16 protein-coding genes and 1 other RNA gene are annotated in these 18,765 nt (G+C 53.7%); 7 read left to right on the plus strand and 10 right to left on the minus strand.

The window, feature by feature from the left end:
- Positions 1 to 9 precede the first annotated feature (9 nt).
- From malX to kbaZ, 9 genes are all read right to left on the minus strand, one after another.
- A complete protein-coding gene (malX, locus tag V6944_RS08890) occupies positions 10 to 1,581 on the minus strand; it encodes a maltose/glucose-specific PTS transporter subunit IIBC (RefSeq protein ID WP_333498696.1) in 1,572 nt (523 codons plus the stop codon).
- A gap of 122 nt (positions 1,582 to 1,703) precedes the next feature.
- A complete protein-coding gene (gene kbaY, locus V6944_RS08895; RefSeq protein WP_333498697.1) occupies positions 1,704 to 2,576 on the minus strand; it encodes a tagatose-bisphosphate aldolase subunit KbaY in 873 nt (290 codons plus the stop codon).
- A 12-nt stretch (positions 2,577 to 2,588) separates the two neighbouring features.
- Positions 2,589 to 3,743, minus strand: coding sequence for an SIS domain-containing protein (locus V6944_RS08900; protein WP_333498698.1), 1,155 nt, complete (start codon positions 3,741 to 3,743; stop codon positions 2,589 to 2,591).
- A 301-nt stretch (positions 3,744 to 4,044) separates the two neighbouring features.
- Positions 4,045 to 5,178 carry an N-acetylglucosamine-6-phosphate deacetylase gene (nagA, locus tag V6944_RS08905; RefSeq protein WP_333498699.1) on the minus strand — a complete coding sequence of 378 codons (1,134 nt, stop codon included), beginning with the start codon at positions 5,176 to 5,178 and terminating at the stop codon, positions 4,045 to 4,047.
- A complete protein-coding gene (gene agaF / locus V6944_RS08910; RefSeq protein WP_333498700.1) occupies positions 5,175 to 5,609 on the minus strand; it encodes a PTS galactosamine/N-acetylgalactosamine transporter subunit IIA in 435 nt (144 codons plus the stop codon). Before agaF ends, nagA begins: the two co-directional genes overlap by 4 nt.
- Positions 5,610 to 5,626: 17 nt before the next feature.
- Complete coding sequence (gene agaE / locus V6944_RS08915; protein WP_123652330.1) at positions 5,627 to 6,505, minus strand: PTS N-acetylgalactosamine transporter subunit IID; 879 nt, start codon at positions 6,503 to 6,505, stop codon at positions 5,627 to 5,629.
- Positions 6,495 to 7,274 carry a PTS N-acetylgalactosamine transporter subunit IIC gene (agaW, locus tag V6944_RS08920; protein ID WP_035891034.1) on the minus strand — a complete coding sequence of 260 codons (780 nt, stop codon included), beginning with the start codon at positions 7,272 to 7,274 and terminating at the stop codon, positions 6,495 to 6,497. Before agaW ends, agaE begins: the two co-directional genes overlap by 11 nt.
- A gap of 10 nt (positions 7,275 to 7,284) precedes the next feature.
- Complete coding sequence (gene agaV / locus V6944_RS08925; protein ID WP_035891033.1) at positions 7,285 to 7,758, minus strand: PTS N-acetylgalactosamine transporter subunit IIB; 474 nt, start codon at positions 7,756 to 7,758, stop codon at positions 7,285 to 7,287.
- A gap of 19 nt (positions 7,759 to 7,777) precedes the next feature.
- Positions 7,778 to 9,055, minus strand: coding sequence for a tagatose-bisphosphate aldolase subunit KbaZ (gene kbaZ, locus V6944_RS08930; protein ID WP_442910729.1), 1,278 nt, complete (start codon positions 9,053 to 9,055; stop codon positions 7,778 to 7,780).
- A 268-nt stretch (positions 9,056 to 9,323) separates the two neighbouring features.
- On the opposite strand from kbaZ, the gene V6944_RS08935 reads away from it, so the two are divergent.
- Positions 9,324 to 10,133 carry a DeoR family transcriptional regulator gene (locus V6944_RS08935; RefSeq protein WP_333498702.1) on the plus strand — a complete coding sequence of 270 codons (810 nt, stop codon included), beginning with the start codon at positions 9,324 to 9,326 and terminating at the stop codon, positions 10,131 to 10,133.
- Between the two features lie 54 nt (positions 10,134 to 10,187).
- On the opposite strand, the gene garD is transcribed toward V6944_RS08935, so the two are convergent.
- On the minus strand, positions 10,188 to 11,759 hold the full coding sequence (gene garD / locus V6944_RS08940; RefSeq protein ID WP_333498703.1) for a galactarate dehydratase: 1,572 nt from the start codon (positions 11,757 to 11,759) through the stop codon (positions 10,188 to 10,190).
- A 413-nt stretch (positions 11,760 to 12,172) separates the two neighbouring features.
- Between garD and V6944_RS08945 the strand changes: the two genes are divergently transcribed.
- From V6944_RS08945 to V6944_RS08970, 6 genes are all read left to right on the plus strand, one after another.
- A complete protein-coding gene (locus tag V6944_RS08945) occupies positions 12,173 to 13,513 on the plus strand; it encodes an MFS transporter (RefSeq protein WP_333498704.1) in 1,341 nt (446 codons plus the stop codon).
- Positions 13,514 to 13,539: 26 nt separating this feature from the next.
- On the plus strand, positions 13,540 to 14,310 hold the full coding sequence (garL, locus tag V6944_RS08950) for a 2-dehydro-3-deoxyglucarate aldolase (protein ID WP_220440907.1): 771 nt from the start codon (positions 13,540 to 13,542) through the stop codon (positions 14,308 to 14,310).
- Between the two features lie 30 nt (positions 14,311 to 14,340).
- Positions 14,341 to 15,231, plus strand: a complete 891-nt coding sequence (gene garR, locus V6944_RS08955) for a 2-hydroxy-3-oxopropionate reductase (protein WP_185667859.1) — start codon at positions 14,341 to 14,343, stop codon at positions 15,229 to 15,231.
- A gap of 95 nt (positions 15,232 to 15,326) precedes the next feature.
- Positions 15,327 to 16,472: a glycerate 2-kinase gene (gene garK / locus V6944_RS08960; protein WP_333498705.1), complete on the plus strand. Its 1,146-nt coding sequence runs from the start codon at positions 15,327 to 15,329 to the stop codon at positions 16,470 to 16,472.
- Positions 16,473 to 16,504: 32 nt separating this feature from the next.
- An RNA gene (gene rnpB, locus V6944_RS08965) (RNase P RNA component class A) lies at positions 16,505 to 16,885 on the plus strand.
- Between the two features lie 546 nt (positions 16,886 to 17,431).
- On the plus strand, positions 17,432 to 18,757 hold the full coding sequence (locus V6944_RS08970) for a hypothetical protein (protein WP_333498706.1): 1,326 nt from the start codon (positions 17,432 to 17,434) through the stop codon (positions 18,755 to 18,757).
- The last annotated feature ends 8 nt before the right edge of the window (positions 18,758 to 18,765 follow it).

Below are 18,765 nucleotides of genomic sequence, written 5' to 3' on the forward strand. Positions count from 1 at the left end.
AACTCCTGATTAAATTAAGGCTTCAATGCCGGTTTTTACGCTCTGTACCTGAGGGCCGATGATCACCTGTACGCTATGCGCATCGAGAACGACCACGGAAAGTGCGCCAGCATTTTTTAAGGTCTGCTGATCGACCTTTGTCATGTCCTTCACGACCAGACGCAGTCGGGTGATACAGTTATCCAGGGAACTGATATTTTCTTTGCCGCCAAGCGCATTCAAAATCACGCCGTGATCGTATTTCGATTTACCGCGAGCTTTGGTGTTGGCAGCGACTGCCTGCGCAGCACCATCAGATGAATCTTCACGACCCGGTGTTTTAATATCGTGTTTTAAGATGTACCAACGGAATACCAGGAAGTAGACGGCAAACCAGACCACGCCGACTGGGAACAGTAAGTACCATTTGGTCGATGTTCCTTGCATCACTCCAAAAATTAACAGATCCAGAATACCGCCATCGGTATTACCAATGGTGACGCCAAGAATCGCCATTACCATTAATGCCAGGCCCGACATAATAATATGGAATACATATAGTGCAGGTGCGATAAACAGGAATAAGAATTCAATAGGTTCGGAAATGCCGGTAATAACGGAAACTAATACGCCGGAAAGTAACAGCCCTTTAATAATAGGTCTATTTTCTGGTTTCGCTGTCCGATAAATAGCATAGGCGACGGCAGGTAAACCAAAAATAAAGGTTGGCATAAAGCCTTGTGATAAAAATGCGGTAACATGTGGGCTGAACGGCAGGCCAGCTTTAAGCTCAGCGTAGAAGATATTTAATGCGCCAGCCACTTCGTGCCCGTTGACCATTTCAATACCGCCTGCGGGGGTAAAGCGTACCATGGCGAGCAGAATATGGTGGAGGCCAAAAGGTTTGAGCAGTAGCACCCCTACACCGTACAGGAACGGGCCGAACACGCTGGTGCTTTGAATGATGTGGCCAATACCGGCAATGCCCATGGCCACGTAAGTCCAGAGAATAGGGAGTATCAGACCGACGATGGAGAGCGTCAGTGAGGTAATGATCGGGACGAAGCGGATGCCACCAAAGAAGGCAAAGGCATCATGTAATACGGTGTCCTGAAAGCGCTCATGCAGAAAATAGGTGATAACCCCGGCAATGATACCGCCTAACACCCCCATTTCTAACGTCTGCACGCCCAGTACCACCGACTGTCCTACCTGCTTCATGGTGGCGGCATCAGCAAGCTGGTGGGTGGCGGTCAGATAATAGTTAATGCTCATATTCATCAGCATATAGCCGACAAATCCTGAGTAAGCCCCTACGGCTTTATTTCTTTTTGCCATGCCGAATGGAATCGCGATGGCGAACATGACCGGTAAATAGGTGAAGGCAAAACCGCCGACGGTAGCGATAAAACCAAACGTTAATTGTGTGAGTTCACCTCCCAGAAATGGAAAGCTTTTAATTGTTGAAGGGCTGGTAATTGAACTGCCAACCCCTAATAATAACCCCATGAACGCCAATAAAGAGACGGGGAACATAAATGTTTTGCCGAGGCTTTGAAAAAATTCCCATACTCGTGACTTTATGGAATTTTCCTGTGTCATGTAGAGTACTCCATTATTTCCATTAGTATAATATGAAGGTCATGAGAAATTAATCATGACCTTTTCAAAATGAGAGGTAAGTTGTTATTAATATATTTTATGAGCAAATCTGTTAACGGATATTAATCATGCTGCGTAGATAACAAGCGTTGAGAAGAACCGCATACATTGATTTTACTGCGCACCACTTCTTTCATGGCATTCATACCGACGCGCATGTAATAACGCGGGTCGTTACCCTGCGGATTTTCAATAAACCATGCTTTGACTGCGTCAGCGAAGGCGATTTTCAATTCGGTCGCGACGTTAACCTTACATACGCCAAGCTCGATAGTGCGGCGTACATATTCATCCGGTACATCACTTGCGCCATGCAGCACCAGCGGAATATCCACCACTTCACGAATCTCCGCCAGGCGCTGGAAATCGATCTTTGGTTTTTTGGTATAGAGGCCATGTGCGGTGCCAATGGCGACGGCAAGGCTATCTACGCCGGTGCGCTCAACAAAGCGTTTTGCTTCCATCGGGTCGGTCAGGAAAGCACTTTCCGCGTCGACGCTCATGTCGTCTTCCACGCCGCCTAAACGTCCGAGTTCGGCTTCTACGCTGCAATCATGGGCATGACAAAAATCCACCACCGATTTCACGAGCTTCACGTTCTCTTCAAACGGAGAGTGGCTGCCATCAATCATGGCGCTACGTACGCCTGCATTCACTTTATGGCGAATATCGTCCAGGGATTCATGGTGATCAAGATGCAGCGCTAGCGGCATATCGTAGGTATTGGAGTAGGCGCGGCACAGCGCGTAGATCTCTTCCAGCGCAATGTGTTTAAACGTGCCTGGCGTTCCGGCGAGGATCACCGGCGACTGCATTTCGCTGCAAACTTCGAGGATGGCCTGGATAGTTTCGGCGTTATGAATGTTGAAGGCTGGCACCGCGTAGCCTTTCGCCTGGGCGTCTTGCAGAAGGTATTTGGTAGAAATAATGCTCATGATGTATTCCTCTTAAGCCAGCCAGGGGTGAATAACAACGCCTTGTACTACACGGTTAACCGTGCCGTTGGCGGATGGGGTATCTGGCGTATTACCAACATGAATTGACTGCGTCAGGGCAAAGATCTGGGCGTAGGTCAGGAAGCAGAATGCCAGTTCCATATCGATAAAGTGGCGCGCTGGCGGTAGCAGAATATGCGGGCCAGCTTCGATGATGGCATCCGTTTCTGCCGCAATCGCGACCACGCGCATTGCCTGGCGATCGCGGCGAAGCTCCGCCAGTAGATCCAGGTCGTACTGGCGTGTGTAAGGGTGGCTGGAGATGTACACCACGATAAGCGTTTCGCTATCGACCAGCGATTTTGGCCCGTGGCGGAAACCGGTTGGTGAGTCATAGAATGCCGCCAGTTTACCGGCCGTAAGCTCGAGCACCTTCAGGGCAGACTCCCGCGCAACGCCCTGCAATCCACCGCTACCGAGATAGACGATTCGTTTCCAGGCGTCGTGGCCAAAGACACCGTGGCTGAAGTTACCCAGTGAGGTCAGGATGACCTGGCAGCGGTCGGCGACGTCGCGGAAGGTCTCGCTGTTGATGACCTGCGGCGCAAACACGGCCAAACAGCTTGCCATCATCGTGGTGATGCTGCTGGTCATCGCAAAGCCGCGATCGTGGGTTTCTGCTGGCATCAGCAGGGCGAAGGCGTTGTCGCTATTGACCGCGTTTTTATACAGGCTGCCTGCTTCGTTACAGGTAATTGACAGGTGGTAGCATTCAGGCACGAATTGATTCGCCAGCTCAACGGCGGCGACGCTCTCCGGGCTGTTGCCGGAACGCGCAAAAGAGACCAGCAGCAGTGGATGCGCCGGGTTTAGATAATCCATTGGGTTAGTGACAAGGTCGGTAGTCGGTACTGCGCTGATGTTCTGGCCGGTATGGCTGGCAAGCCAGGGAGCGACGATCTCGCCGATAAATGCAGAGGTGCCGGCTCCGGTCAGCACGATCCGCAGATCGTGTTTATACAGTAATGGTTCAAGAAACCCGTCAATATCGGATCGGATGCTGGCGATATTATTCAGCGAGCGGATCCAGCTGTTGGGCTGCTGGCGGATCTCTTCTTCGGTCCAGGTACCGGTTGCAGCGGGTGCGGGGGTATAGATTTCTGGCATAACTCAGTCCTTAGTCTTGTGAATTCCACATCCGACGCGGGCAAAATGTCGTTGTCTTTCGTTTCGTTTCACTTTATCGCGTATCAGTTAATTAAAATCTATAGAAAAGAAACCGAAAGTTCAATGATGCAAAATGAAATAAAACGAAAATTGTGATCAATGAAACGCTGTTGTTTTCTATCTTATTGATTTGTAATGCATAGATAAAATCATCAGCGGATTAGTGGTTTGATTAAAAGAAAGGAAAAGAAAGGCCTTCGTTCGATGAACAAAGGCCAAATAATCTCATCGTAAAGGTGGGTTAAAGGGAAAGATGCTGACCCTGAATCCAGACGCGCTGCACATGCAGACCGCCGTCGAGGGCGATAATACTGGCGCGTTTACCTGCCTGTAGCGAACCCAGCTGTTGGTCTACCCCCAGAAGGCGAGCAGGGTGCAGCGAGGCCATATGGATTGCCTCTTCAGGAGAAATCCCCGCGAGCTCAACCATATTACGTACGGCGGCATCTACCGAAAGCGTACTCCCCGCCAGACCGCCGGAAGCGGTTCGTACAATACCGCCGCGCATCTCGACCTTTTCACCGCACAGCGTGTAAGGGCCGTCAGGCATACCCGCAGCCTGCATGGCATCCGTAATCAATACGATCCGATCTTTCGCACAACAACAGCAGAGCTTCATGGCGGCCGGGTGAACATGGTGCCCGTCGGCAATCAGTTCCAGCCACGCCCGTGGGTCGGTTAACCCCGCCCCGACCATGCCAGGCTCCCGATGATGTAAGCCGGTCATGCCGTTATAGCAGTGCACCAGACCATCAGCGCCTGCATCAAAAGCGGCGTTGGTCTGCGCCCAGGTTGCCGCGCTATGCCCCAGCATTACCCGCACGCCCTGGCGCTTAAGATGCGTAATCGCCTGTATCGCGCCTGGTTTTTCCGGCGCGAGGGCGACGACCCTCAGCGTGCCCTGGGAGAGGGCGATTAGCTTATCCAGCTCGCGGATGTCCAATTCCCGGAACAGTTCAGGAGGATGAGCGCCCTTATTCTGTGGCGTGAAGTAAGGGCCCTCAAGGTAGCTACCCAAAACCTGAGCGCCAGGGCCGCCGGAATGGCAGCGCACTGCAATACGCTCTAGCGCGAGGTGGATCTGCGCCATCGGCGCGGTAACGGTGGTAGGGAGCCAGCTACCCACCCCTTCACGTGCTTTATGCATTGCCAGCTTGTCGAGCGTATCTGGTGCTTCATCCATGACATCGACCCCCGCGCCGCCGTGGACGTGGGTATCGATATAGGCTGGACACAGCAGTTCAGCGTCGCGCTGCGTCGTGCCTGATGGAATGGGGGCGATGGCGGTAATGACACCGTCATCAATGCTTATCTGGTGATCGTCAAGCCAGCCCTGCTCCGTCAGCAGACGTCTGGCGCGAAGCGTCTGCGTCATATCCCTTCCTCTGCTGGAACCTCTTCACGGCAGCGTCCCAGCTCATCAACCAGGCTCGTCAGGCCGCGGTGCCCGCACTCCAGCGCCTGTAGTCGAAAGGCTTCACTGCTCAGGCCTTCCCGCTCCAGCACCATTTCCAGCAGGAGTTGCAGGTTAGTGCCGGTAATCACCTCTCTGCCGGGCTTTTGCATCGCCAGCGTGGAGGCCACGCGGAATGGCGTGCCGCCAAGCAGGTCGGTCAGAAACACCAGATCGTCCTCACTGTCCAGCGTGTTCACCGCGTGTTCAAGCTGCGAAGTGAGCAGCGCGGTGGTGGAGGTTTCAGGAAAATCGATGGCGATAAACTGCGTTTGCTCGCCGAGGATCTGCTTCATCGCTTTTTCCATCCCGCTGGCAAATCCGCCATGCCCGGTCAAAATAATTCCCAACATCTCAGACCTCTTTTGTTTTACAGGAAGTGGCAGAATTTACCGACGACACCCAGCACAACTGTGATGCCGATGAGGCGCAGCGGGCTCCAGCCACGACGAACCAGCCAATACATGGTCAGGGTATAAACCAACGGTAAAAAGGCTGGCATCAGTTTGTCGATAACGTCAGCCTGCAGTTTGACGACGGCATCACCCGCTTTAATTTCAAGCGTGGTGTTCAGACGAACGTAGGTGGCAACAAGCGCACCGATGACGGTCATACCGACGATTGATGCCGCATGTCCCACCTTTTTGGTGTTGGCTTTGATAAGCGGAATCGCCGCGACGCCCATGCGGTAGGCATAGTGGGCCAGACCAAAGCGCAGGCCGAGATGCACCACGTTGAACATCACAATGAAGACGATAGCGCCGAGGATGGAGCCCTGAAGCGCCAGACTCGCGCCAATACCGCCGCAAATAGGCAGTAGCGTCAGCCAGAACATGGCATCGCCAATGCCGCCGAGCGGCGCACCGACGGCAATCTTGGTGCTTTGAATACTGTTTACGTCCTGCTTCGAACGCTCCATCGCCAGAATAATGCCAATCACAAAGGTCACCAGGAACGGGTGGGTGTTGAAGAACCCCATGTGACCTTTCATGGCGCGCGCGAGGTCGCGCTTGTTGGTATGGATCTTTTTCAGTGCAGGCAGTAAGCCATAAAGCCAGCCGGAAGCCTGCATTCGCTCATAGTTAAAAGAGGCCTGCAGCAGCATGGAACGCCAGGCCACGCGGTTAATATCTTTTTTAGTCAGGTCTGCGCCAATACGCTGATCTTCATAAACGTTTTCGTTAACACCGGTCAGCAGCGTCTCTTCGTTGTCGGAAACACTCGGCAGGGTCTGTTGATTAGATGCCATCTTCGAATTCCTCTTTCTGTGCCGCAGGTTGAGTCGGTTCAGGAGATTTACGTAGCAGATCGATAAGTGCCATGGCTAGCGCGGCGGCGGCAATGGCCAGGACCGGAAGCTTGAGCCAGGCAGCGGCAACGAAACCAATGATGAAATAAGGGATGTAGACGTTTTTCATCATGATTTTCAGCAGCACGGCAAAACCGATTGCTGGCATGATGCCGCCCGCGACGCCCAGCCCATCAATCAGACGTTCTGGCAGGACATCAATGGCGGTTTTCGCATGTTCCGCACCGAAGTAAATCGGCAGGAAAGCGCAGAGGAAGTAGAAAATGCCTAACGCCAGCAGCGCCAGATAGTTGACCCGTTCAATACCTGCGGTATCGGCATTGGCCGCCATACGGTCGCAGCGGGACATGACGCCGGACATCACGGAGAACAGGAAAGTAATGCCCATTTGCACGGCGACAGCAAACGGTACGGCAACACCGACGGCAACATCAGGCTTCACGCCGGTGGTAATGGCAAACGTCGTACCCACAATGGTACCGATAATGACGTTCGGTGGTTGGGCACCGGCTAACGGCGCCAGACCCATCCACACCAGCTCCAGCGTACCCCCGGTAAGAATACCGGTGTGCAGATCGCCCAGAATCAGACCCACCAGCGGCCCCAGCACCACCGGACGGTGCATATGCGTTAACCCGTTGAACATATCCAGGCCTGCAATAAAGGCGAGAATGCCTAGTGCAAAAGCCTGTAACAGACTAATTTCCATTGTGAATCCCTCAAAGTAGTTTAAAGAGATCCAAAGCAGGTTCTGTCGGAACGCCCTGAACGAAGCATTCCACTCCGGCGGCCTTCAGGCCGTTGAACGCGTTGATATCATTGGCGTCGACAGAAACGGTTTTGGCAATTTGTTGCTTACCTTCGGCGTAGTGCATGTTTCCTACGTTGATGCGGGTGACGGGAACGCCGCCTTCAACCAGCTTAAGAAAATCAGCCGGCGTTCTGCACACCAGCAAAATTTTCTGCCGGTCAGCAGCGCGGTGAATATTGTCGATAACTTTCTGTAGTGACCAGAAACGCACGGCTATCCCTTCAGCCAGTACCATTTCCATCAGATTCTGCTGCACGGTGTCTTCCGCGACTTCGTCATTGGCGACCAATACCAGATTTGCCCCCGCAAACCCGACCCACTGCACGCCGACCTGACCATGAATCAGTCTTTCATCGATGCGGCTGAGTACGATATTTGGCATAGCGCTTTCCTCTTTGTTGTTATTCGTTATGAGACGGAACGCCCTGACAGGCGGCGTGGTACTGCTGAAGTATGTCCTGAATATGGTTAATGATGAGTTCACGCGGTGTGGCGTTGAGATCTCCCTCGCGTACTTTTACGTACTGTAAAGGGAGGTACTGGCTGATGAGCGGCAAGGGAATGGGTTCATCCGCCAGATTGCGTACCAGCCTTTCAAAAGCTTCATCAATTTGGCTGTCTGGCCAGTAGTAGCGAACACGGTCAGAGTAGCTATAGCCACGGGCCAGACGGCGGGCGTTGCCATCGCCGTGGTAGTGGCTTTGCCAGTATTCCGGGCGATCGAGCATCACGGTTTCAAGGACATGGCGCAGACCAGAGCAGGCTTTGGCGGGAAGCAGTTCCTCTTCAATCGCTGCCAGTGAGAACAGCGCTTCGCGCAGGGCGAAGGTCAGCCCCGGGCCGACTTTCAGAATAGCGAAATGATCTTTCACTAACTGACGCAGCGACTGCGGTGTCTGATAATCCGTGGAGTGGGCTTCGAAGACCAGCGTGTCATAGGCTTCCACCATTCTGCTCAGTGCGACCGCTTTCTGCGGCTGGTAATCAATAATGTGGGTATGGTCAAACTCAACGCCCGGCTGGACAACCAGCGCGATAATGCGTGGCCAGATGGCATCCAGTCCTTGCTTTTCAAACGCATGGTGGTGCGCTTCCAGCGTGGCTCGAGCGGCATCAGGCGTCGTGACGGCGAGTTCAGTTAATGCTTCGTGGGCACCGCCAGGTACGGGAACTTCGGTGCCAATAACGTACACAAGATCCGATTCGCCAAAGTGTTCAGTGCAGGTCTGCTCGGCAATTTTAGCCAGACGAGCCGCGCGCTCGGCAACGATCGCATCGGTTAATGGAACGGGATCGCCCTCGCAGGACATGCTGCAATCGAGGTGGATCTTTTTAAAGCCAGCCGCCACATAGCTTTTGATCAGATCGTCGGCGTTATTCATCGCTTGATCGGCTGGCAGATTTTGCCAGCGGTTAGGACCAAGATGATCGCCCCCCAGAATCAGGCGATCCTGCGGGAAGTGCAGTGAATCAGCCAACTCGCAGACAAAGTGGCGAAAATCCGCCGGGGTCATGCCGGTATAGCCGCCAAACTGATCGACCTGGTTCGACGTTGCTTCAATGAGCAGCGGGGTCTGTTTTGCCTGGGCATAACGAATGGCGGATTCGAGTACCAGTGGATGCGCGGAACAAACGGCATAAATTCCGTTTGTGTTCCCCCGTTTGTGCTGCTCCACCATAGTGGTAAGATATTTCACTTTCCTCTCCAACTCAGATTGTAATGATACTTATCTTTCGTTTTGTTTCATTTAATACTGCGTTACGAGGATTTAAAAATAAAATGAAAGATTTCCATTTTCGGATCTGTTTCACAAAAGAAACATAATGAAAGCTTTCTTGTGAGGGTTTGTCGTCGTACGAGGCCTTTTTAAGGCTTGCATTCCGATAAAAGAAAGGTGTTAATAAGCAAAAAGAAATGAAACGAAAGAATTAATCAAAGGAATCTCTATGAGCAACACCGACTCTTCTGCCGATAAGCGTGTGACCGGAACCAGTGAAAGACGCGAGCAGATTATCCAGCGGTTGCGGCAGCAGGGTAGCGTGCAGGTAAACGATCTTTCTGAATGGTTCGGCGTATCAACGGTAACGATCCGTAACGATCTGGCTTTCCTGGAGAAGCAGGGCATTGCGGTGCGTGCCTACGGCGGCGCACTTATCTGTGATAGCAATACGCCAGCGACCGAACCCTCTGTCGAAGATAAAAGCTCTCTGAATACGGCGGTGAAGCGTAGCATCGCAAAAGCCGCCGTGGAGCTGATCAAACCCGGCCACCGCGTCATTCTTGACTCCGGTACCACTACTTATGAAATTGCCCGGTTGATGCGCCAGCATACGGATGTGATTGCCATGACTAACGGCATGAACGTTGCGAATGCGTTGCTGGAGTCAGAAGGCGTTGAGCTGCTGATGACCGGCGGCCACCTGCGTCGTCAGTCGCAGTCGTTTTACGGCGACCAGGCGGAGCAGTCGTTACAGAATTACCACTTCGACATTCTGTTCCTTGGCGTCGATGCCATTGATCTCGAGCGCGGTATCAGCACGCATAATGAAGACGAAGCCCGGCTTAACCGCCGGATGTGTGAAGTGGCTGAACGCATTGTCGTTGTCACGGATTCGACGAAATTTAACCGCTCCAGCCTGCATAAGATTATTGATACACAGCGCATTGATGTGATTATTGTCGATGAGGGTGTGCCGAATGAAAGTCTGGAAGGGTTGCGTCGACAGGGCATTGAGGTGATTTTGGTGAGCGCATAAAAAACGGGAGGCATGATTGCCTCCCGATGACGTTTTTCATTCAATATCGGGGAATCAGGTCACCGGCGCCGGGTTAAACACCGCCAGCTGGTTATGCAGCCCCCACTGATCCGAGAAGGTTTTCTTCCGCCCGCTCGCGACATCCAGAATAAACTCAAACAGCTTCGTGCCAACATCCTCAATCGTCTCTTCGCCTGTCGCGATGGTCCCGGCGTTAATATCCATTAAGTCATACCAGCGGTTCGCCAGCTCGGTGCGGGTGGCCATCTTAATGACCGGCACGGCCATCAGGCCGTAAGGCGTACCGCGGCCGGTGGTGAAGACCTGCACGGTAATGCCGGAGGCCACCTGTTGGGTGCCGCAGACGAAATCGCTCGCCGGGGTGGCGGCATAAATCAGGCCGCGTTTGGTTGGGCGCTGGCCCGGCGACAGCACTTCCACGATGGCGCTCTTGCCTGATTTGGCAATAGAGCCCAGCGCTTTTTCTACCACGTTTGCCAGACCGCCTTTTTTGTTGCCCGGAGACGGGTTGGCGCTGCGGTCGGTTTGGCCCATATCGAGGTAGTTATCGTACCAGGCCATCTCTTCCAGCAGGCGTTTACCGACCTCTTCGTTGATGGCGCGCGGGGTGAGCAGGTGGATGGCGTCACGCACTTCGGTGACTTCTGAGAACATGACGGTTGCGCCGCAGCGAACCAGCAGATCGGACGCGTAGCCCACTGCCGGGTTGGCGGTGACGCCGGAGAAGGCATCGCTGCCGCCACACTGCATCCCAACGACCAATTCAGACGCCGGGCAAGTTTCACGCTGGCGTTTATTGAGTTTTTCCAGGTGGCGTTCGGCCACCTGCAGAATGTCGTCCACCATTGATCTAAAGCCGACATGCTGTTCGTCCTGCAGGCGCACAATGCTGGCGCTGTCGACCGGGATGCTCTGCACATCTTCGGTCCCTTGCAGCAGGCGTTCTGGCTGCAGTTTTTCGCAGCCGAGGCCGACCACCATCACTTCGCCGCCAAAGTTCGGGTTCAGGGCGAGGTTATGGATGGTGCGGATCGGCACGATGGCCGCCGGGGCATTAATCGCCACGCCGCAGCCGTACAGGTGGTTAAGGCCTACCACGCCATCGACGTTCGGGTATTTTGGCAGCAGATCGCGTTCAATAATCTTGACCACGTAATCCACCACGCCCGCCACGCAGTGCACGCTGGTGGAGATGCCCAGCAGGTTTTTCGTGCCGACGCTGCCGTCGGCGTTGCGGTAGCCTTCGAAGGTGTAGCCTTCCAGCGGCGGCAGCGCTTCCGGCACTTTGGTGGCTAGCGGGAGCGTGTTCAACGGCGGCGCTTCCGGCAGAATGACCGTGGACTCATCAATCCAGCTGCCCTTCACGATATCGCGAACGGCATAGCCGATGACCTCGCCGTAGCGGATAATCTCGCCACGTTCGGGAATATCCACCAGAGCCACTTTATGCCCCTGGGGAATATGTTCAATTAATTCCAGACCATCAGGAAAACGCGTTCCTGCTTTTAATCCGTTATCGTTAACAATAATCGCCACATTATCAGTGTCGTGCACTTTAATATAAAAAGCAGTCGGCGATTCTTGTCTGATTTCAATGTTAGCCATTGTCCAGTATTCTCCAGCCAGCGGGGCAAAAAATAAAAGATATAAGTGTTAGGGTTTTCATTATTGAAAATAAGAACACTTTGATTATGGAATAAAGCATGTCAGGTGTTGAAGTTTAAAAATGTGATAAAGATCACTTATTATCGTGATGCCGCTTGGCGCAAGGGTATCAAAGCGTGAAATTGTGCATCAGCGCCCAGTGTTGTGTGCATATGTATAACTAAAAGATTTTTTTAAGCATTGAAATTGTGTTTTTGCACAATGTCTGGCGCTGATTTCCTGATTATACTGAATCCCGATTTCATAGTGACTTATTTGTTTTTTAGCCGCTTGTTATCAATAAATAATCAGCGAAATACTGCCTTAATAATAACAATATAATTAAGGCGCTCTGTGCCCCCGAGGATAATAAAATGATACATGATACAGCTGATGTTTCTGGATCAACGAAAGGAATGCCGACTCGTTATTTAATTTTGTTAGTTATTTTTATTGTTACGGCCGTTAACTATGCTGACCGTGCCACACTCTCCATTGCCGGTACATCGGTGGCGAAAGAGCTGGGGCTTAGCGCGGTAGAAATGGGGTATATCTTCTCTGCGTTCGGTTGGGCTTATTTGCTCATGCAGATCCCCGGTGGTTGGTTACTGGATAAATTTGGTTCGAAGAAAGTGTACACCTACAGCCTGTTCTTCTGGTCGCTGTTCACTTTCCTGCAGGGCTTTGTTGGTTTCTTCCCATTAGCGTGGGCAGGCATCTCCATGTTCTTTATGCGCTTTATGTTGGGTTTCTCCGAAGCGCCATCTTTCCCTGCGAACGCCCGTATCGTGGCGGCCTGGTTCCCGACCAAAGAACGCGGTACCGCATCCGCTATCTTTAACTCCGCGCAGTATTTCTCGTTAGCGCTGTTCTCTCCGCTGCTGGGTTGGCTGACCTTCGCCTGGGGCTGGGAACACGTCTTTACCGTCATGGGCGTGATTGGCTTAGTGCTGACCGGGATGTGGGTGAAGTTTGTTCACAACCCAACCGACCATCCACGTATGTCCAAAGACGAGCTGAAGTTTATTGCGGATAACGGCGCCGTGGTTGATATGGACCATAAAAAGCCGGGCAGCGATGCGGCAAAAGGTCCGAAGCTGGAGTACATCAAGCAGTTACTCAGCAGCCGTATGATGTTAGGGATCTTCTTTGGTCAGTACTTCCTGAACACCATTACCTGGTTCTTCCTCACCTGGTTCCCGATTTACCTGGTGCAGGATAAAGGGATGTCGATTCTGAAAGTAGGGCTTGTGGCGTCTATCCCGGCGCTGTGTGGCTTTGCCGGTGGCGTGCTGGGCGGTCTGTTCTCTGACTACCTGATCCGCCGCGGCTGTACGCTGACCTTTGCTCGTAAGCTGCCTATCGTGCTGGGCATGCTGTTGGCATCGACGATTATTCTGTGTAACTACACCGATAACACCGCGCTGGTGGTAACCCTGATGGCGCTGGCATTCTTCGGTAAAGGCTTTGGTGCACTCGGCTGGCCGGTTATCTCCGATGTGGCACCGAAAGAGATTGTTGGGCTGTGCGGCGGGCTGTTTAACGTCTTCGGCAACGTGGCGTCTATCGTCACTCCGCTGGTGATTGGCTATATCGTGAGTGAGCTGCACTCCTTTAATGGCGCACTGATTTTTGTAGGCTGCTCTGCGCTGATGATGATGGTTTGCTACCTGTTCGTGGTAGGCGACATCAAACGTCTGGAACTGCGTAAGTAAGCCACGACTAACTTAAGGTAATGAAAATGGATAACGCGATTTTCCCTAACAAATTCAAAGCGGCACTGGCTGCCAAACAGGTTCAGATTGGCTGCTGGTCCGCACTCTCCAGCCCAATCAGCACTGAAGTGTTAGGACTGGCTGGTTTCGACTGGCTGGTACTGGACGGTGAGCATGCGCCGAACGACGTGACGACGCTCATCCCGCAGTTGATGGCCTTAAAAGGCAGCGCGAGCGCACCGGTGGTGCGTATCCCGACCAACGAGCCGGTGATTATCAAGCGTATGCTGGATATCGGTTTCTACAACTTCCTGATTCCATTCGTAGAAACCGAAGAAGAAGCCGCGCAGGCGGTCTCTTCTACTCGCTATCCGCCAGAAGGCATTCGCGGTGTATCCGTTTCGCATCGCGGCAACATGTTTGGCACCGTGCCGGATTACTTCGCGCAGTCCAATAAGAACATCACCATCCTGGTGCAGATCGAGAGCCAGCTGGGCGTCGACAACGTTGATGCTATTGCCGCTACCGACGGCGTTGACGGGATCTTCGTCGGCCCAAGCGACCTGGCCGCCGCGTTAGGCCATCTGGGCAACGCTTCTCACCCGGAAGTGCAGCAAGCGATTCAACACATTTTCGCCCGTGCCAAAGCGCACGGTAAGCCGAGCGGCATTCTGGCGCCGGTAGAAGCCGATGCGCGCCGCTATCTGGAGTGGGGCGCAACCTTTGTGGCGGTTGGCAGCGATCTGGGCGTGTTCCGCGCCGGTACGCAGAAGCTGGCCGACGCCTTCAAGAAGTAACCACCACCGAATACACACACATTTGAGGAAATGACGATGAAAGTTGGTTTTATTGGCCTGGGTATCATGGGTAAACCGATGAGTAAAAATCTGCTGAAAGCAGGTTACTCGCTGGTGGTTTCTGACCGTAATCCTGAAACGATCGCTGAAGTGATTGCCGCCGGTGCCGAAACGGCAACCACGGCAAAAGCGATTGCCGAGCAGTGTGATGTGATCATCACCATGCTGCCAAACTCTCCGCACGTGAAAGACGTGGCGCTGGGCGAAAACGGCATTATCGAAGGCGCGAAGCCGGGCACCGTGCTTATCGACATGAGTTCGATTGCCCCGCTGGCCAGCCGTGAAATTAGCGATGCGCTGAAGGCGAAGGGCGTAGAGATGCTGGATGCGCCGGTCAGCGGCGGTGAGCCAAAAGCCATCGACGGTACGCTGTCGGTGATGGTAGGCGGTGATAAAGCTATCTTCGATAAGTACTACGACCTGATGAAAGCGATGGCGGGTTCGGTGGTACATACCGGCGACATCGGTGCGGGTAATGTCACCAAGCTGGCAAACCAGGTGATCGTGGCGCTGAACATTGCGGCGATGTCTGAAGCGCTGACTCTGGCGACCAAAGCGGGCGTGAACCCGGATCTGGTTTATCAGGCGATTCGCGGCGGTCTGGCGGGCAGCACCGTGCTGGACGCGAAAGCACCGATGGTGATGGACCGTAACTTCAAGCCAGGTTTCCGTATCGACCTGCATATTAAAGATTTGGCGAACGCCCTGGATACCTCGCACGGCGTCGGTGCACAGCTGCCGCTGACCGCGGCGGTGATGGAAATGATGCAGGCGCTGCGTGCCGATGGTCTGGGAACCGCCGACCATAGCGCTCTGGCGTGCTATTACGAGAAGCTGGCGAAAGTGGAAGTCACTCGCTAAGGACGTTGTGCCCGGCGGCGCATTGCGTGCCGGGCTTACAGGGTAGGCCGGAGCTGTGAAACGCCCTCCGGCGTCGTGCGCTAATAGGCTCAGATATGAAAATCGTAATCGCCCCAGACTCTTATAAAGAAAGCCTTTCTGCCACCGAGGTAGCTCAGGCAATAGAAAAAGGATTTCGGGAAATCTTTCCGGAAGCGCAATTCGTGTCAGTGCCGGTCGCCGACGGTGGAGAAGGAACGGTTGAGGCGATGATTGCGGCCACGCAGGGGCGTTCGGTGATGTCGACGGTCACCGGCCCGCTTGGCGAAGCCGTGGAAGCACAGTGGGGGATCTCCGGCGACGGAAATACCGCCTTTATTGAAATGGCTGCCGCAAGCGGCCTGGCATTAGTGCCACCAGAACAGCGTAACCCGCTGATTACCACCTCTTACGGCACCGGGGAGCTGATCCTCCAGGCGCTGGAAAGCGGGGTGAAGAACATTATTATCGGCATTGGCGGCAGCGCGACCAACGACGGCGGTGCCGGTATGGTGCAGGCGCTGGGTGCGAAGCTGTGCGATGCCCAGGGCAAGGAGATTGGCTTTGGTGGCGGCAGCCTGATGAGCCTTAATCACATTGATATTTCCGGCCTGGACGCTCGCCTGCAGCACTGCGCAATTCGCGTGGCCTGCGATGTGACGAACCCGCTGACGGGGCCGCAGGGCGCTTCCTGCATCTTTGGCCCGCAGAAAGGGGCGACCGAGGCGATGATCGCCGAGTTGGACCGCAACCTGGCGCACTATGCGGAGGCGATCAAAGCCTCGCTGCGCATCGACGTGAAAACCGTGCCGGGCTCTGGCGCCGCGGGCGGAATGGGGGCGGCGCTGATGGCGTTCCTGGGCGCAGAGTTGCGTAGCGGCATTGAGATTGTGACCCAGGCGCTGAATCTGGAAGAGCATATCCACGACTGCACGTTGGTGGTTACCGGCGAAGGTCGTCTCGATAGTCAGAGCATTCACGGCAAGGTGCCGGTAGGCGTAGCCAGCGTGGCGAAGAAGTACCATAAACCGGTTATCGGCATTGCTGGTAGCCTGACGCGCGATGTTGGCGTGGTGCACCAGTACGGCATTGATTCGGTATTCAGCGTGCTGAACCGCATTGGGTCGCTGGAAGAGGCTTTCCGCGATGCGGCGGAAAACATTTATCAGACCTCCCGGAACATCGCCGCCACCATTCAGGTGGGGATGCGGATCGAAGGGTGACATCGGCGCGCAAACCCTCTATACTGCGCGCCGAAGCTGACCAGACAGTCGCCGCTTCGTCGTCGTCCTCTTCGGGGGAGACGGGCGGAGGGGAGGAAAGTCCGGGCTCCATAGGGCAAGGTGCCAGGTAACGCCTGGGGGGTGTAACAGCCCACGACCAGTGCAACAGAGAGCAAACCGCCGATGGCCCGCGTAAGCGGGATCAGGTAAGGGTGAAAGGGTGCGGTAAGAGCGCACCGCGCGGCTGGTAACAGTCCGTGGCACGGTAAACTCCACCCGGAGCAAGGCCAAATAGGGGTTCATAAGGTACGGCCCGTACTGAACCCGGGTAGGCTGCTTGAGCCAGTGAGCGATTGCTGGCCTAGATGAATGACTGTCCACGACAGAACCCGGCTTATCGGTCAGTTTCACCTCTTAAAAAACCCCGCCTCGGCGGGGTTTTTGCTTTTCTGCGCGCAAGGAAGAACATACCATTTCAGTAGCGTTATATTCTGATTGTTTACCATATCCATACAAACAATGGAGTTATTCACTAAATTGATGCGGTGGTGTGATAGTCATCATTTTTTGCCATTCTTTCACTTCACATCTTATTAACACGGATCATTGCGCTATCTCACAAAACCCACCTGGCGTGGGCCATCGTAGAAATCGGCACTTTATTAAAATTCCTTACAAAACAATTCGTTATGATTATTCATCCAAAGACGACAACAATCTGAATCTCTCTTTTTTCAGTTAAAGAGAAATGCATTGGTTAATTTTGCGCTAATCATAGGAATACTTTCTATTTTCGGCGTTTTCCTGCGCAAAGAGTTGCAAGTTTTTTCTCCTGAAGCCGCGCTATCATTTTCTCACTCTAAAAAAGGCAGTGAATAAGCCTGTAATATTCGCACTACCCGGAACATCAAACTGCATTAAAACAATAAACCCCTACATACTAAGAGTGAGAATTTGTTATGGAAACAATCTCAATTACAACCGCGCCGACGTCGTCTGCGGCCGCGCGAGCGGGCATGTCAGACAGTGAATGGCAGGAAGCAATAAAATTCGACAGTACCGACGTTGGCTGGGTCATCATGAGTATCGGGATGGCGATTGGGGCAGGGATCGTGTTCCTGCCGGTTCAGGTTGGTCTGATGGGGCTGTGGGTCTTCCTGCTCTCCTCCATCGTTGGCTACCCGGCGATGTACCTGTTCCAGCGCCTGTTTATCAACACCCTGGCCGAATCGCCGGAGTGTAAAGACTACCCAAGCGTTATCAGCGGCTACCTTGGCAAAAATTGGGGGATCTTACTCGGTGCGCTCTACTTCATCATGTTGGTTATCTGGATGTTCGTTTACTCCACGGCGATCACCAACGACAGTGCCTCCTATCTGCATACCTTCGGTGTAACCGACGGACTGCTCTCCGAAAACCCGTTCTACGGCCTGGTGCTGATCTGCGTGCTGGTGGCGATATCGTCGCGCGGGGAGAAGCTGCTGTTTAAAGTCTCCAGCTTTATGGTGCTGACCAAACTGCTGGTGGTGGCGGCACTTGGGGTGTCGATGGTCGGTATGTGGCATCTGTACAACGCCGGGACGCTGCCGCCGATGGGGTTGCTGATTAAAAACGCCATTATCACGCTGCCGTTTACCCTGACCTCTATCCTGTTTATTCAAACCCTGAGCCCGATGGTTATCTCCTATCGCTCAAAAGAAAAATCTCGCGAAGTAGCGCGCCACAAGGCGCTGCGGGCGATGAATATTGCCTTCGGCATTCTGTTTGTGGTGGTCTTCTTCTACGCCGTCTCCTTTACGCTGGCGATGGGTCACGATGAAGCGGTGAAAGCCTACGAACAGAACATCTCGGCGCTGGCGATTGCCGCCCAGTTTATTAACGGCAGCGCAGGTGCATGGGTGACCGTGGTGAGCGTGATCCTCAATATCTTTGCCGTGATGACCGCCTTCTTCGGCGTTTACCTGGGCTTCCGCGAAGCGACGCAGGGGATCGTTATCAACCTGCTGCGTCGCAAAATGCCAGAGGACAAAATCAATCAGAAGCTGGTCCAGCGCGGGATTATGATCTTCGCCATCCTGCTGGCCTGGAGCGCTATCGTGCTTAATGCGCCAGTGCTGAGCTTCACCTCTATCTGTAGCCCGATTTTCGGCATGGTCGGCTGTCTTATCCCGGCCTGGCTGGTCTACAAGGTGCCAGCGCTGCACAAATATAAAGGCGTCTCTCTGGTGATTATCGTCATCACCGGCCTGCTGCTCTGCGTCTCGCCGTTCCTGGCCTTCTCCTGATTAACGCG

Source organism: Kluyvera sp. CHPC 1.2972, from assembly GCF_036759925.1.
GTDB lineage: Bacteria > Pseudomonadota > Gammaproteobacteria > Enterobacterales > Enterobacteriaceae > Kluyvera.